This window comes from Castellaniella sp., from assembly GCF_041677825.1.
Taxonomy (GTDB): Bacteria; Pseudomonadota; Gammaproteobacteria; order Burkholderiales; family Burkholderiaceae_B; genus Castellaniella.
Genome location: NZ_JBAYPG010000014.1, coordinates 1 through 13,207, shown reverse-complemented (window position 1 = coordinate 13,207; position 13,207 = coordinate 1). Strand labels below are relative to the sequence as shown.

Sequence of the window (13,207 nt, the reverse complement as noted above, 5' to 3'; positions counted from 1 at the left end):
GGTTTCAGGTAAAAACCGCCAGCAATCCGAAAAGCCCAGAAGAAAGATATTGCACGAACCGAAACCCTGGCCCTTCAGCCATGACGCGCGGTCACTGTCTTGATGCGGGTGAAGCCATTGAGGGCTTCGAAGCCTTTCTCGCGGCCATGGCCTGAGTGCCCCACGCCGCCAAAAGGCAGCTCGACGCCACCGCCGGCACCATAGTTGTTCAGATAGACCTGGCCCACGTTCAACTGCCGTGCCATGCGCATCTGGCGCCCGCCATCGCGCGTCCACACGCCGGCAATCAGGCCATACACCGTACCGTTGGCGATGCGCAGGGCTTCGGCCTCATCCTCGAACGGGATGAGCACCTGAACCGGGCCGAAGATCTCTTCCTGGGCCAGACGGTGGTCGGGCGGCACTTCGGAAAACAGCGTGGCGCGCACGAAATGACCATCGGCACTGGCATCGGCCCGGATACTGCCTTCAGCCGCCACACTCAGCTCTGCCTTGCCCAGTTCGATGTAGTGGCTGACCCGGTTTTTCTGCCTGGCCGAAATCAACGGGCCCAGGTCGCAGCCATCCGCGGCCGGGCCGGCGACCAGCCCGCGGTACATGTCGGCCATGCGACGCTTCACCTCGTCGTACAGCCCACGCTGCACCAGTACCCGTGTGGCCGCCGAGCAGGTCTGGCCGGCATTCTGCATGCAGGCACCCACCAGCGTAGGCATGGCCTGATCGAGATCGCAGTCATCGAACACGATATGGGGCGATTTGCCACCGAGTTCGAGCGTGACGGGGATCACGTTGCGGCCGGCGGCCGCCTGAATGCGCTGACCCGTGGCCACCGACCCCGTGAATGACAGGTGATTCAGCCCTGGATGCTCGGACAGCGCCGCGCCCGCCTCGGTGCCCAGGCCGGTCACCACGTTGAGCACGCCCGCGGGCAGGCCGGCCTCCATCGCGATGGCGGCGAACGCCAGCGTGGACACGGAGGCGTCTTCGGCGGGCTTGACCACGCAGCTGTTGCCGGCCGCCAGAGCCGCGGCCACGCCGCGCCCCGCGATCTGCATGGGGTAGTTCCAGGGGATGATGATGCCAGCCACCCCGTGGGGCTCACGCAAGGTGTAGACCGTGAAGCCGTGCTGGTACGGGATGGTGGTGCCCATGAGCTTATCGGCGGCCCCGGCATAGAACTCGAGGTAGCGCGCCAGGGCCTTGGCGTCGTTCAGCGACTGATGCAGCGGTTTGCCTACATCCAGGGCTTCGATCATGGCCAGTGCCTCGGCCCGCTGCAGCACCAGTTCGGACATCTTCATCAGGATGCGCCCGCGCTCGGTGGCCGTGGTACGCCCCCAGGGGCCTTCGAAGGCCCGGCGGGCCGCCGCAACGGCGGCATCGATATCAGCCGCCCCGCCTCGCGCGATCTGCCCCATGATCCCGCCTGTCGACGGATTTTCCACGGGCAGGACCTGGCCCGAGGCGGCCGCGCGCCACTGCCCGTCGATCAGGATCCGGGTCGGATCGAACCAGAGTATGGATTGCAGCTCGGTGCTGCTGGCCTTGTCGAGTGTGACAGTGGAGTCGGAAGCCATTGTGAATCCCCAGTGTATCGAATACGGTGGCGGGCGGGTCGTCCAGACATTGACGAAATGGGCGCGCGGGCTCGTCAGGCGCAGAAATGTTGAAAACAGGTTATTGGCGGACAGAGGGGGATTCGAACCCCCGATACGCTATTCACGTATACACGCTTTCCAGGCGTGCGCCTTCAACCACTCGGCCATCTGTCCTGCAGGGCGAGCAGTCACGCCCCAAAGAAGCTCGCCATTTTAACAGAGTTCAGCCCAGCGCCGAGCCGCCGGTCAGCGCCGCTACCCCCAACCCACCGACCATGCGTTCCACATAACGGGCGATCATGTCGATCTCGAGGTTGACCGATGAGCCGACCTGCACGTTGCGCAACGTAGTGACCTGAACCGTATGCGGGATCAGGTTGATGGAAATCTCGGTGCCTTCTTCCTGGTCATCCACCCGATTGATGGTCAGGCTGACACCGTTGACGGTAATCGAGCCCTTGTAGGCCAGATAGCGGGACAGGTGGGCAGGCACGATGATGCGCAGATCCAGCGATTCACCGACCGTGTCGAGGCAGGTGACCCGCCCGACACCATCCACGTGGCCGGACACCAGATGCCCGTCCAGGCTATCGCCCATGCGCAACGCGTGCTCGAGGTTGACCTCGCCCTCGGCATCGAGCCCGCAGGTGCGGTCCAGGCTCTCGCGCGACACATCGACCTCGAATGCGTGCGGATGCAGAGCCACCACCGTCATGCAGGCCCCCTGCACGGCGATGGAATCCCCCACACGCGTGCGCTCGAGAGGCAGACCACCCGCCTGGATGCGCAGGCGTACACCGGCATCGCTTGAATCGCCCAGTGGCACGATCTGGTCGATGCGCCCTGTCGCCGTGATGATTCCTGTGAACATGATGAATGCTTTCCTGAAACGGTCGAGCCAGCCGCCCGAAGATGTTAGACCCCGCAGGCCTGTCGCAGGGCGCGCCAGTGCTCTGCCTGGCGCAGATGCAGGCGCATGTCGCGATCCAGCGCTGCGGCGCCTAGAAATTCGTATGCAGGGGCGTCTTCGAGGTGCTGCACGGCCTGCGTCAACGCGACCAGACCCCGCCCCGCCCCCAGCACGGTCGGGGCTACATAGGCGATCCATTCGTCGACATGCCCGCCGGCGACCAGCGCGCCAGTCAGGCGGGCCCCGGCCTCGACATGGACCTCGTTGATGTCATGAGCGCCCAGCCAGCGCAGCACGGCGCCAAGATCCAGGCCTGTGCCAGCCATCGGCACCTGCACGACCCGGGCCTGCCTGCGGGCAAGACGCCCGGCCTTCGCGGCATCCACTTCGGCTGAAAAGATCCACACCGGCCGGCCATCGAGCAAGCGCGCCTGTTCGGGCATGGCGAGATGGCTGTCGAGCACCGCCCGCATCGGCTGCCGCTGCGTGGGCACATCGCGCACATCCAGGCGCGGATCATCGGCCAGCACCGTGCCCAGGCCCGTGAGCACGACACAGGCGCGCGCGCGCCAGGCGTGGCCATCGGCCCGTGCAGCCTCCCCCGTGATCCACTGCGAACGGCCATCGGGCAGCGCAGTGCGGCCATCCAGCGAGGCCGCTGTCTTGACGCGCACCCAGGGGGTGCCACGCACCATGCGCGCGCAGAACCCGGGATTCTGCGCCAGCGCGTCTTCGGCAAACAGCCCGGCGTCGACCTGCAGCCCGGCTGCGCGCAGCGCGGCCAGGCCGTGACCCGCCACCCGGGGGTTGGGATCACGCAAGCCGACGACCACACGACGGATGCCCGCCCGTATCAGGGCCCCGGTACAGGGCGGCGTGCGCCCCTGGTGACTGCAGGGCTCGAGCGTCACGTAGGCCGTTGCCCCTTCTGCAGACAGGCCCTGGCGCTCGAGTTCGAACAGGGCCTGGGCCTCGGCATGCCGTTCCCCCGCCCTCTGGGTGCTGCCCTCGGCCAGCCAATGGCCATCGCGCACCAGCACGCAGCCCACACGCGGATTGGGATTGCTCAAGGTGCACGCCTGCTCGGCCACCTTGAGCGCCCGGCGCATCCAGCGCTGATCGTGAGTGGAAAATGCGCTTGAATCAGTCGGTGCCGTCATGGTGCTCGGTACCCAGTTCATCGATGGTGCGCACGAACTCGCTGAGGTCCTCGAAACTGCGGTACACCGACGCAAAACGCACGTAAGCCACCCGGTCCAGGGCCCGCAGTTCGGTCATGACCAGTTCGCCGACGAATTCAGAGGGCACCTCGCGCTTGCCGCTGGCCATGAGGCGATCCTGGATGCGCACCAGAGCCGCATCCAGGGCCGAGGCACTGACGGGCCGCTTGCGCAGGGCCAGGGCCATGCTGCCGCGCAGCTTGGCCGAATCGAACTCGACCCGGCTGCCATTGCGCTTGACGATGGCCGGCATCATGAGTTCGACCCGCTCGTACGTGGTGAAGCGCCGCTCACAGGCCATGCAGCGCCGCCGGCGCCGGATCGTGTCGCCCTCTTCGGAGACCCGGGAATCGACGACCTGCGTATCAGCGTGCTGGCAAAATGGGCATTTCATGTGCAAAAGGGCATCTTGCGATGCCCCCGTCGGTAAGAATCAGCGATAGACCGGCAGACGCTGTGTGAGTTCATGGACCCTGGCCCGTACCTTGGCCAGGTTGTCGGCGTTGTCTGGATCATCGAGCACGTCGGCGATCAAATGCCCGGTGAGCTCGGCCTCGGCCTCGAGGAAACCACGCGTGGTCATGGCCGGCGTGCCCAGACGAATGCCACTGGTAACAAAAGGTTTCTCCGGGTCATTCGGGATGGCGTTCTTGTTCACCGTGATATGGGCTTCGCCCAGGGCCGCTTCAGCCGCCTTGCCAGTAATGCCCTTGGCGCGCAGGTCGACCAGCATGACATGGCTTTCCGTACGCCCCGAGACGATGCGCAGGCCGCGCTTGACCAGCGTTTCGGCCAGAACCTGCGCATTGGCCAGAACCTGTGCGGCATAGACCTTGAAATCGGGTTGCAAGGCTTCACCAAACGCAACGGCCTTGGCGGCAATGACGTGCATCAGCGGCCCGCCCTGAATCCCCGGGAAAATGGCTGAATTGATGATTTTCTCGTGCTCGGATTTCATCAGGATGACCCCGCCGCGCGGGCCACGCAGGGATTTGTGCGTCGTCGTCGTGACGAAATCGGCATGCGGTACGGGATTGGGATACACGCCGCCCGCCACCAGGCCCGCATAATGCGCGATGTCCACCATGAACAGGGCTCCGTTGTCGTGTGCGATGCGGGCCATGCGTTCGAAGTCGATGCGCAGGGCATAGGCGGAAGCCCCCCCCACCACCAGCTTCGGTTTGTGCCGACGGGCCAGCTCTTCGAGCTGATCGTAGTCGATCTCTTCCTGGGCGTTCAGGCCATAGGAATGGAACCGATACAGCTTGCCCGACGCATTCACCGGCGAGCCGTGCGTGAGATGCCCGCCTTCGGCAAGACTCATGCCCAGCACGCTGTCGCCGGGGTTGAGCACGGCCATGTACACGCCCTGGTTGGCCTGCGACCCCGAATTGGGTTGCACGTTGGCCGCTTCGGCGCCGAAGATCTGCTTGACCCGGTCGATGGCCAGCCGTTCGATCACATCGACATGTTCACAACCCCCGTAGTATCGCCGGCCTGGATAGCCTTCGGCGTACTTGTTGGTGAGTTGCGTACCCTGCGCCTGCATGACGGCAGGGCTGGCGTAGTTCTCGGAGGCAATCAGCTCGATATGCTGTTCCTGCCGGAGGTTTTCGTCCTGGATGGCCGCCCAGATATCCGGGTCGGCCTGATCGAGCGTACGAGAGCGATCAAACATGGGGTGTGGTCCTGACAGAGTGAAGACGAAATGAAAAGGCTTACAGGGCGTGCAGCCTGGGGTTGAGGGTGTAGGTGCCCGTGATCGAAGCCTGCGCCAGGATGTGCCCCTGCATGGCCTCGCGCACCCTGGCCCCATCGAACCGGCCGGTCACGGCAAGCTCGGCCACATCGAGCGCGTACACGGTGAACACGTAGCGATGCACCAGCGCGTCATTCCAGGGTGGGCAGGGGCCATCGTAGCCAAAGTAGTCGCCGTTCATGTCGCGATCAGAGGCAAACCAGCTGGTGAAGTCATTCAGGCCCTGGCGAGTGCCATCCAGTGCCAGGGGGCCGGCCTTGCCGCGCGGCGTGATGCCGTCGGAATAGCTGCCTTCTTCGATGTGGCGTACGTCAGCCGCGATGTCGACCAGCACCCAATGATGAAAATCGGTACGCGGCAGATCGGCCGGTACCTCGCGCCCGGGCTGGTTGACGTCATCCGGGCGCGAAGGCACGTCTGAATCGACGCACAGCACGACAAATGACCGGGTACCCTCGGGTACGTCGGACCAGGCCAGGTGCGGGTTGCGATTGCCGGCCAGGGCCACGTGTGCCTGTGGATCGATACGCCCGAAGGCGTTGTTCTCGGGAATCACCCCGTGATCGGGAAAAGATTGGCTATGCAGTTTCATGAGGCCTCCGAAGCCCGGGCCAGGGTCACCCGGGCAAATTTGCGCTTGCCCACTTGCATGATGTACACACCCGCAGGCAGCTGCAGGGATTTGTCTTCGATGCGCTGCCCATCGATGCGCACCCCCCCCTGTTCGATATTGCGCTGCGCTTCGGATGCCGAAGCCGACAGCCCCGCCGCGCGCAGCACCTTGAGTATGCCCAGCGGCGCGCCGGCCACCCGGACCTCGGGGAGGTCGGCGGGGATGGCGCCATCGCGAAACCGGGCATTGAAATGCGCCAGGGCCTGGGCGCCCGCGCCCTGGCCATGAAAACGGTCGACCAGTTCGATGGCCAGCAGGACCTTGACATCGCGCGGGTTGCGACCGTCGGCCACTTCGGCCTGCAGGGTGGCGAGCTCTTCAAGAGTACGGAAGGACAGCAGTTCGAAGTAACGCCACATCAGCGTATCGGAAATCGACATCAGCTTGCCGAACATGGAGTCGGCCGGCTCGGTGATGCCGATATAGTTGCCCTTGGACTTGGACATCTTCTCGACCCCGTCGATCCCTTCGAGCAGGGGCATGGTCAGCACGCACTGGGGCGCCTGGCCGTATTCTTTCTGCAGTTCGCGACCCACCAGCAGATTGAATTTCTGGTCGGTACCCCCCAGCTCGAGATCGGCCTGCAGGGCCACCGAATCGTACCCCTGCAGCAGGGGATAGAGGAATTCGTGCACCGAGATCGGCACGCCCGCCCTGAAGCGGCGGGTGAAGTCATCGCGCTCCATCATGCGGGCCACCGTGTAGCGTGACGCCAGCTGGATGAGCCCGCGGGCCCCGAGCGGATCGGACCACTCGGAGTTGTAGCGGATTTCGGTGCGCCCGGGATCCAGCACCAGGCTGGCCTGCGCATAATAGGTTTCGGCGTTTGCACGGATCTGCTCTGCCGTGAGCGGCGGCCGCGTACTGTTGCGCCCGCTGGGATCGCCGATCTGGGCCGTGAAATCGCCGATCAGGAAGATCACCGTATGCCCCAGATCCTGTAGCTGACGCATCTTGTTGAGCACCACGGTATGGCCCAGATGGATGTCCGGCGCAGTGGGGTCCAGGCCCAGCTTGATGCGCAAGGGCGCACCGGTCGTACGGCTGCGCGCCAGCTTGACGGCGAACTCTGAAGCCACCAGCAGCTCGTCGCAACCCCGCTGCACGACCTGCAGGTCGTGCGCAATTTGCGGATCGGCAGGGTCGATGGGAGACGGCATGATGAACGCTTATATCAAAAAAAAGAGAAAAAAGCTCGAAAAAACTGCCGACATGCGTTAGCATAACGTGCGATTGCAGCTTGTGCACAACAGATGCAAGCGCTTCAACAGTTTCAATCGCTCGTTCCGAGTGACGGGGTCTCATGTTAGCAGAGCCTGCCCCCGCCGGTGCGCATTTCCATAACCGATCACCTGGTCCATGATGCCCGACACCCATCACACACCACGCCGCCGACACCTGACCCGCAATCTGCTACTGGCCGCATCGGGCCTGTTCCTGACCGCCGCCGCGCTGGCTGTCGTCCAGCCGCCGGCACCGCCGCCAGGCCCGCTGATGGAAGCACGCACCCGCCTCGACCTGCGCATCGACAATACGCTCACCCAGCGTCAGGATACCCCGTATATCACCTCCACGCGCATTCGGCGTGGCGATACGGTGGTCGACCTGCTGCGCCGCCTCGAAGTCGATGAAGACGGGCTTTTGGCCTTCCTCACCACCAACAAGGACGCGCGCTCCATTTACAAGCTGTATCCGGGCCGCAATGTGCGCGCAGCGCTGGATGATGCCGGCCATCTGGTCTGGCTGCGCTACCTGCACACACCGGGCACACGCACCGACGGTGGCATGGATGCGGGCTGGCTCGAAGTCCGCCCCGATGAGGCCGGCGGTTTCACGGCCCAGGAACTCACCGAAGCGGCCATGCCCGAAACCCGCCTGGCCGAAGGCGAAATCAAGTATTCATTGTTCGGTGCGGCCGATGCCGCCAATATTCCAGACCACATCACGCTCGAGATGGTCGAAATCCTCGGCAGCCGCATCGACTTCCTCACCGACCTGCGCAAGGGCGACCGCTTCCGCATCGTCTACGACGCCTACACACACGACGGCGCCCCGGTCGGGGCCGGGCGCATCCGGGCGCTCGAATTCATCAACAAGGGCAAGACGTACAGCGCCGTGTGGTTCGAGAACAGCGCAGGCCAGGGCGGCTACTACGACTTCTCCGGCGCCAGCCTGCAAGGGGCTTTCCTGCGCAACGCCATCAAGTTCACGCGCATCAGTTCACGCTTCGGCATGCGCCAGCACCCCATCCACAATAAATGGATCGGCCACAAGGGGGTCGATTACGCAGCCCCTTCGGGCACGCCCATACGGGCCACCGCAGATGGCAGCGTACAGTTCATCGGCCAGCAGCGGGGCTACGGCAATGTGATCATCCTCAAGAATCACGGCCCATATTCCACGCTGTACGCCCACCAAAGCCGCTTTGCCAAGGGGCTCAAGAAAGGCGCAAAGGTGCGTCAGGGCGACATCATCGGCTATGTCGGCGCCACTGGCTGGGCGACCGGCCCCCACCTGCACTACGAATTCCGCATCGATCAGAAGCCAGTCGATCCTCTGGCAGTCGACCTGCCCGTAGGGCGCACGCTCGAAGCCTCCGAACGCCAGGCATTCGAGGCCACGGTGGCCGACTACCGCCCCCAGATGAAGCGGCTTGCCCAACTGCAGGACAACCGCTTGCTGCTGGCCAGCGCAGACACGATTGAATCCACAGAGTCCACCGAAGAACCCTAGTTACTGCATAGGGCTCATGTCCGGCACCAGCACCGACGCAGTCGACGGGGTGCTGGCCGATCTGGCTGCGCACCCCATCCGCTTGCTGGCGCAGGCCAGCCTGCCGCTGCCATTGCCGCTGCGCGACGAATTCCTGGCATTGAATGCTCCGGGGCCCAATGAACTCCATCGCTCGGCCATGGCCGCCAACGCACTGGCCGATTGCCAGGCGGCCGTGGTGCAATCGCTGCTGGCCCAGGCGGGCCTGTCAGCGCAGGATATCCTGGTGTTGGGCACGCACGGGCAGACCGTACGCCACGCGCCGGACGCCGGCTATACGGTGCAGATCAATGCCCCCGCCCGCCTGGCCGAACGCTGTGGCATCGCCACGGTGGCCGATTTCCGCAGCCGGGATGTCGCCGCGGGGGGGCAAGGGGCACCCCTGGTGCCCGCCTTCCACGCGGCCTGCTTCGGTACCCGTGGGGGCCGGGCCGTGCTGAACCTGGGCGGGATTGCCAACCTGACCCTGCTCGAGTCCCCCGTGCGCGGCTTCGATACCGGGCCGGCCAACATGCTCATGGACGCATGGGCCCAGACCCATCTGGGCCAGCCCTTCGATCAGGATGGCCAATGGGCCGCCAGCGGATGCTGCCAGCCCGCGCTGCTCGCCAGCATGCTGGCCGAGCCCTGGTTCGCCCGTTTACCGCCCAAGTCGACGGGGCGCGACCTTTTCAGCCTGGGGTGGCTGCATGCCCACCTGGAAAAATTCACGCATCAGGGCACGCCGTTCGCACCGGCGGACGTTCAGGCCACGCTGCTCGAACTGAGCGTGCGCTCGATTGCCGACGCGCTGCAGCGCCATGCACACCATGTGCAGACCGTTCTGGCCTGCGGAGGGGGGGCGCTCAACCAGGCTTTCATGGCGCGTCTGGGCCGCGCGCTGGCGCCTGTGGCACTGCGCACGACGGCTGATGAAGGGGTGCCTGTACAGGCTGTGGAAGCGCTGGCATTCGCCTGGCTGGCCCACGCCTGGCTGCAAGGGCGCGCGGCCTGCCTGCCCGAGGTCACCGGCGCCCGGCACGCCACTATCGCAGGATGCCTGTACCCCGCCTGAACCTCAGGCCGTGAACGATGAGCCGCAACCACAGGTGGTTTCGGCATTGGGGTTGCGTACCACGAACTGCGAGCCTTTCAGGGCTTCTTCGTAATCGATCTGGGCCCCCGTCAGGTACTCGACACTGAGCGGATCGACCAATAGCTGCATGCCATCCTGCTCGATGACGAGGTCATCGGCTGCCGCCGATTCTTCGAGGCCAAAGCCATACTGAAAACCGGAACAGCCACCGCCTTCGACATAAATGCGCAGTTTCAGGGCCGGATTGCCTTGATCGGCCCGCAACTGGCGCAGCCGTGCCAGGGCTGCCGCAGTGAGCCCGATCGCCGCCGACACGCTGGATCGGGAGATGCTTGAAGATGCCATCATGGTTGTTTCCCGTTCTGGGCCACAGGGGCCTCTTGTGCAGCGACGACGACACCGCCTTCGAGGATCTCGAGCTGCACGCTGTCAATGGATTGCCCAGGTACGGCCTGAAGCAGGCCTGTGCTGCGCTGGAACTGGCGGAAATCGAGCACCAGGGCATCTGGCGCCCCGGCATCCGGTGCCGATGAATCAGGCGCCCCGGGCGGCAACAGCCTTATTTTAACGGGTTTGCCATCTTTCATGCTGCGTGCCACAAAGCGCAGGTGCCCCTTGAATTCAGCCGCATCGGGGCGCGCATTGCGCGTGAGCAACACCCGGTATGACAGGAACTCACCCTCGGGCACGATGTCGAACGCCCGAATGGCCACCGCACCCGCCGGCCCCGGAGGGATCAGTTGCTCGTAGAACGCCAGCTGGTCCTGTGTCCGGCCCAGGGTCTCCTGGAGTTCGTCTGTCTTTTCCTGCAAGCTGCGCAAGGCGGCAGAATCGGCTGTCACGCGGCTTTGATCGGCGGCCCTGTCGGCCTGGGCCTGCAGCAGATCGGCCTGCAAGGCGGCCACCTGGGACTCGAGCATCCGCATGTGATCCGCGTCGCCTGCGTGCATGCCCACATGCATGGCCACTGCGCCGGCGACGAATGCCAGCAGCAACAGCAACAGGCGCCTGAGCATGCGCACCAGCCAGTGACTCATGCGCCCGCCCGGGTTCGTGGTGGAATCATGCCGACTCATGGATGTGACCTCTTGGAAAGAGCGCGAATGCGCAGCCGTACTCAGGGCAGGACGGCTGGCTGTTCGAGGCCCGTGGTTTCCGGCAGGCCGAACATCAGGTTCATGTTCTGCACGGCCTGCCCTGCAGCCCCCTTGACCAGATTGTCCTGCACCACCAGGATGACCAGCGTATCACCACCAGACGGCCGGTGCACGGCCAGACGCAACATGTTCGAGGCGCGAACCGAGCGCGTCTGCGGCAGGCTGCCTGCGGGCATGACGTCGATGAATGGCTCCGCCGCATAGCGTTCGTCGTAGAGGCGCTGGAAATCCGTGTCCAGGGCTTCGGGCAGAATGCGCAGATACAGGGTGGAGAACATGCCCCGGATCATGGGCACCAGATGAGGCACGAAGGTGATGCCTACCGGCTGGCCTGCAATCCGCGCAAGACACTCGGTGATTTCGGGATGATGGCGGTGGCCCGCGACCCCATAGGCGGCAAAGTTGTCGCCCGCCTCGGCGTACAGGGTATTGACCTGTGCGGTACGGCCGGCACCGGACACCCCCGACTTGGAATCGGCGATGATATGCGCCGTGTCGACGAGCGGACGGCCCGCCTGCAGCACAGGCGCCAGCCCCAGCAGGACCGTCGTGGGATAGCAGCCCGGATTGCCCACGACCCGGGCCTGGCGGATGCGCTCGCGATCGAGTTCGGGCAGGCCATAGACCGCGTCCTTGAGCAGATCGGGGCACTGATGCGGCATCTTGTACCAGCGCTCGAAGGTCGCCACATCCTGCAGGCGAAAATCGGCTGCCAGATCGATCACCCGCACGTCGTGCTCGAGCAGCCCCTGCGCCTGGGCCATCGCCACCCCGTGCGGGGTCGCGAAAAAGACCACATCGCATTGATCGAGCCCGGCTTCTTCGGGTGCCTGAAAGCAGAGATCCACATGACCGCGCAGGTTGGGGTAGAGATCGGCCACTGGCAGGCCGGACTCTTTGCGCGAGGTGATGGCATGCAGTTTCACTTGCGGATGCTGCGACAGCAGGCGCAGCAGTTCGACCCCCGTATAGCCGGTGCCGCCTACGATACCGGCGCGTATGCTCTGGCGTGTGTCCATGACGACCTCTGACAAGATTCAGCCTTTCATTGTAGTGGAACCGTCGTGTGATGCGCCCGAAACAGTGGAATCACCTGTGATATGACCGGAACGGATCAGGCCCGGAAACCCGGGCCTGATGTTCTGCACCGATACGGGTGCTGCATGCACCCGAACAGCTGCGGCAAGGCGAACTATCGCTTGCTGAACTGCTTGCGTCGACGTGCCTTGTGGAAACCCACCTTCTTGCGCTCGACGGCACGCGCATCGCGCGTGACCAGCCCCGCCAGCTTGAGCGAGGGCTTGAGGGTTTCGTCGTAATCGATCAGGGCACGGGTAATGCCATGACGTACGGCCCCGGCCTGGCCGGACTCGCCCCCACCGTGCACGTTCACATGAAAATCGAACGATTCGAGATGATCGGTGACCACCAGGGGCTGGCGCACGATCATGCGCCCGGTTTCACGCGCAAAGTATTCATCGACAGGCCGACCGTTGACCACGATCTTGCCTGAGCCCTTTTTGAGAAACACACGTGCGACGGACGTCTTGCGCCGGCCCGTGCCGTAATTCCAGTTTCCAGTCATGATGCTCGCCCTTCGATTTCGAGAATTTTCGGCTGCTGCGCAGCATGTGGATGCTCGGCGCCGGCGTAGACCTTGAGCTTGCGAGCCATGGCATAGCCCAGTGGCCCCTTGGGCAACATGCCTTTCACCGCCTTTTCCAGGGCGCGCCCCGGAAAGCGTTGCTGCATTTTTTCGAAGTTCGTTTCGCGGATACCGCCCGGATAATTGGTATGGCGATAGTAGCGCTTGTCCTGTGCCTTGGCACCGGTCACGACGATTTCGGCTGCGTTGATGACGACGATGTAATCGCCGGTATCGACGTGCGGCGTGTATTCGGGTTTGTGCTTGCCCCGCAGGCGGCGTGCGACTTCGCTGGCCACACGGCCCAGGACCTTGCCCCGGGCATCGATCACAAACCAGTCACGCCGGACTTCATGCGGCTTGGCCACAAAGGTCTTCATGATGGTGTTCCTGAATGA

General features: G+C 64.3%; 14 protein-coding genes and 1 tRNA gene. 2 read left to right on the top strand and 13 right to left on the bottom strand.

Annotated elements, in window-relative coordinates:
• Positions 1-74 precede the first annotated feature (74 nt).
• The 8 genes from WCY17_RS07415 to tyrS all read right to left on the bottom strand — a co-directional run bounded on the left by WCY17_RS07415 (position 75) and on the right by tyrS (position 7,320).
• Positions 75-1,577, bottom strand: coding sequence for an aldehyde dehydrogenase family protein (locus WCY17_RS07415; protein WP_372701540.1), 1,503 nt, complete (start codon positions 1,575-1,577; stop codon positions 75-77).
• Between the two features lie 104 nt (positions 1,578-1,681).
• Positions 1,682-1,772: transfer RNA gene (locus WCY17_RS07410), tRNA-Ser, on the bottom strand.
• A 49-nt stretch (positions 1,773-1,821) separates the two neighbouring features.
• Complete coding sequence (locus WCY17_RS07405; protein ID WP_372701539.1) at positions 1,822-2,469, bottom strand: riboflavin synthase; 648 nt, start codon at positions 2,467-2,469, stop codon at positions 1,822-1,824.
• A gap of 44 nt (positions 2,470-2,513) precedes the next feature.
• Positions 2,514-3,668, bottom strand: coding sequence for a bifunctional diaminohydroxyphosphoribosylaminopyrimidine deaminase/5-amino-6-(5-phosphoribosylamino)uracil reductase RibD (gene ribD, locus WCY17_RS07400; RefSeq protein ID WP_372701538.1), 1,155 nt, complete (start codon positions 3,666-3,668; stop codon positions 2,514-2,516).
• Positions 3,652-4,122 carry a transcriptional regulator NrdR gene (gene nrdR / locus WCY17_RS07395; RefSeq protein ID WP_372701537.1) on the bottom strand — a complete coding sequence of 157 codons (471 nt, stop codon included), beginning with the start codon at positions 4,120-4,122 and terminating at the stop codon, positions 3,652-3,654. Before nrdR ends, ribD begins: the two co-directional genes overlap by 17 nt.
• A 39-nt stretch (positions 4,123-4,161) precedes the next feature.
• Positions 4,162-5,406 carry a serine hydroxymethyltransferase gene (glyA, locus tag WCY17_RS07390; RefSeq protein WP_372701536.1) on the bottom strand — a complete coding sequence of 415 codons (1,245 nt, stop codon included), beginning with the start codon at positions 5,404-5,406 and terminating at the stop codon, positions 4,162-4,164.
• A 40-nt stretch (positions 5,407-5,446) separates the two neighbouring features.
• Positions 5,447-6,079: a YbhB/YbcL family Raf kinase inhibitor-like protein gene (locus tag WCY17_RS07385; RefSeq protein ID WP_372701535.1), complete on the bottom strand. Its 633-nt coding sequence runs from the start codon at positions 6,077-6,079 to the stop codon at positions 5,447-5,449.
• Entirely contained in the window at positions 6,076-7,320 is a 1,245-nt protein-coding gene (gene tyrS / locus WCY17_RS07380; RefSeq protein WP_372701534.1) for a tyrosine--tRNA ligase, read from the bottom strand. The genes WCY17_RS07385 and tyrS overlap by 4 nt, the downstream gene beginning before the upstream one ends.
• A 199-nt stretch (positions 7,321-7,519) precedes the next feature.
• Here tyrS and WCY17_RS07375 point away from each other — a divergent pair, with 199 nt between their 5' ends.
• Both WCY17_RS07375 and WCY17_RS07370 read left to right on the top strand, forming a co-directional pair.
• On the top strand, positions 7,520-8,893 hold the full coding sequence (locus WCY17_RS07375; RefSeq protein WP_372701533.1) for a peptidoglycan DD-metalloendopeptidase family protein: 1,374 nt from the start codon (positions 7,520-7,522) through the stop codon (positions 8,891-8,893).
• On the top strand, positions 8,862-9,986 hold the full coding sequence (locus WCY17_RS07370; RefSeq protein ID WP_372701532.1) for an anhydro-N-acetylmuramic acid kinase: 1,125 nt from the start codon (positions 8,862-8,864) through the stop codon (positions 9,984-9,986). The genes WCY17_RS07375 and WCY17_RS07370 overlap by 32 nt, the downstream gene beginning before the upstream one ends.
• Before the next feature lie 3 nt (positions 9,987-9,989).
• Here WCY17_RS07370 and erpA read toward each other — a convergent pair whose 3' ends face one another.
• From erpA to rplM, 5 genes are all read right to left on the bottom strand, one after another.
• Positions 9,990-10,352 carry an iron-sulfur cluster insertion protein ErpA gene (gene erpA, locus WCY17_RS07365; RefSeq protein ID WP_372701593.1) on the bottom strand — a complete coding sequence of 121 codons (363 nt, stop codon included), beginning with the start codon at positions 10,350-10,352 and terminating at the stop codon, positions 9,990-9,992.
• The gene (locus WCY17_RS07360; protein WP_372701531.1) at positions 10,352-11,083 is read right to left on the bottom strand and encodes a DUF6776 family protein; all 732 of its coding nucleotides are present in this window, start codon (positions 11,081-11,083) and stop codon (positions 10,352-10,354) included. The genes erpA and WCY17_RS07360 overlap by 1 nt, the downstream gene beginning before the upstream one ends.
• Before the next feature lie 41 nt (positions 11,084-11,124).
• On the bottom strand, positions 11,125-12,183 hold the full coding sequence (gene argC / locus WCY17_RS07355) for an N-acetyl-gamma-glutamyl-phosphate reductase (protein ID WP_372701530.1): 1,059 nt from the start codon (positions 12,181-12,183) through the stop codon (positions 11,125-11,127).
• Between the two features lie 173 nt (positions 12,184-12,356).
• Positions 12,357-12,749, bottom strand: coding sequence for a 30S ribosomal protein S9 (gene rpsI, locus WCY17_RS07350; protein WP_372701529.1), 393 nt, complete (start codon positions 12,747-12,749; stop codon positions 12,357-12,359).
• Positions 12,746-13,189, bottom strand: a complete 444-nt coding sequence (gene rplM / locus WCY17_RS07345) for a 50S ribosomal protein L13 (protein WP_372701592.1) — start codon at positions 13,187-13,189, stop codon at positions 12,746-12,748. The genes rpsI and rplM overlap by 4 nt, the downstream gene beginning before the upstream one ends.
• Positions 13,190-13,207: the final 18 nt, after the last annotated feature.

Bases quoted from the DNA above. Each gene is read 5' to 3' on its own strand.
- WCY17_RS07415 (WP_372701540.1), bottom strand. From the start codon at position 1,577: ATGGCTTCCGACTCCACTGTCACACTCGACAAGGCCAGCAGCACCGAG.
- WCY17_RS07405 (WP_372701539.1), bottom strand. From the start codon at position 2,469: ATGTTCACAGGAATCATCACGGCGACAGGGCGCATCGACCAGATCGTG.
- ribD (WP_372701538.1), bottom strand. From the start codon at position 3,668: ATGACGGCACCGACTGATTCAAGCGCATTTTCCACTCACGATCAGCGC.
- nrdR (WP_372701537.1), bottom strand. From the start codon at position 4,122: ATGAAATGCCCATTTTGCCAGCACGCTGATACGCAGGTCGTCGATTCC.
- glyA (WP_372701536.1), bottom strand. From the start codon at position 5,406: ATGTTTGATCGCTCTCGTACGCTCGATCAGGCCGACCCGGATATCTGG.
- WCY17_RS07385 (WP_372701535.1), bottom strand. From the start codon at position 6,079: ATGAAACTGCATAGCCAATCTTTTCCCGATCACGGGGTGATTCCCGAG.
- tyrS (WP_372701534.1), bottom strand. From the start codon at position 7,320: ATGCCGTCTCCCATCGACCCTGCCGATCCGCAAATTGCGCACGACCTG.
- WCY17_RS07375 (WP_372701533.1), top strand. From the start codon at position 7,520: ATGATGCCCGACACCCATCACACACCACGCCGCCGACACCTGACCCGC.
- erpA (WP_372701593.1), bottom strand. From the start codon at position 10,352: ATGGCATCTTCAAGCATCTCCCGATCCAGCGTGTCGGCGGCGATCGGG.
- WCY17_RS07360 (WP_372701531.1), bottom strand. From the start codon at position 11,083: ATGAGTCGGCATGATTCCACCACGAACCCGGGCGGGCGCATGAGTCAC.
- argC (WP_372701530.1), bottom strand. From the start codon at position 12,183: ATGGACACACGCCAGAGCATACGCGCCGGTATCGTAGGCGGCACCGGC.
- rpsI (WP_372701529.1), bottom strand. From the start codon at position 12,749: ATGACTGGAAACTGGAATTACGGCACGGGCCGGCGCAAGACGTCCGTC.
- rplM (WP_372701592.1), bottom strand. From the start codon at position 13,189: ATGAAGACCTTTGTGGCCAAGCCGCATGAAGTCCGGCGTGACTGGTTT.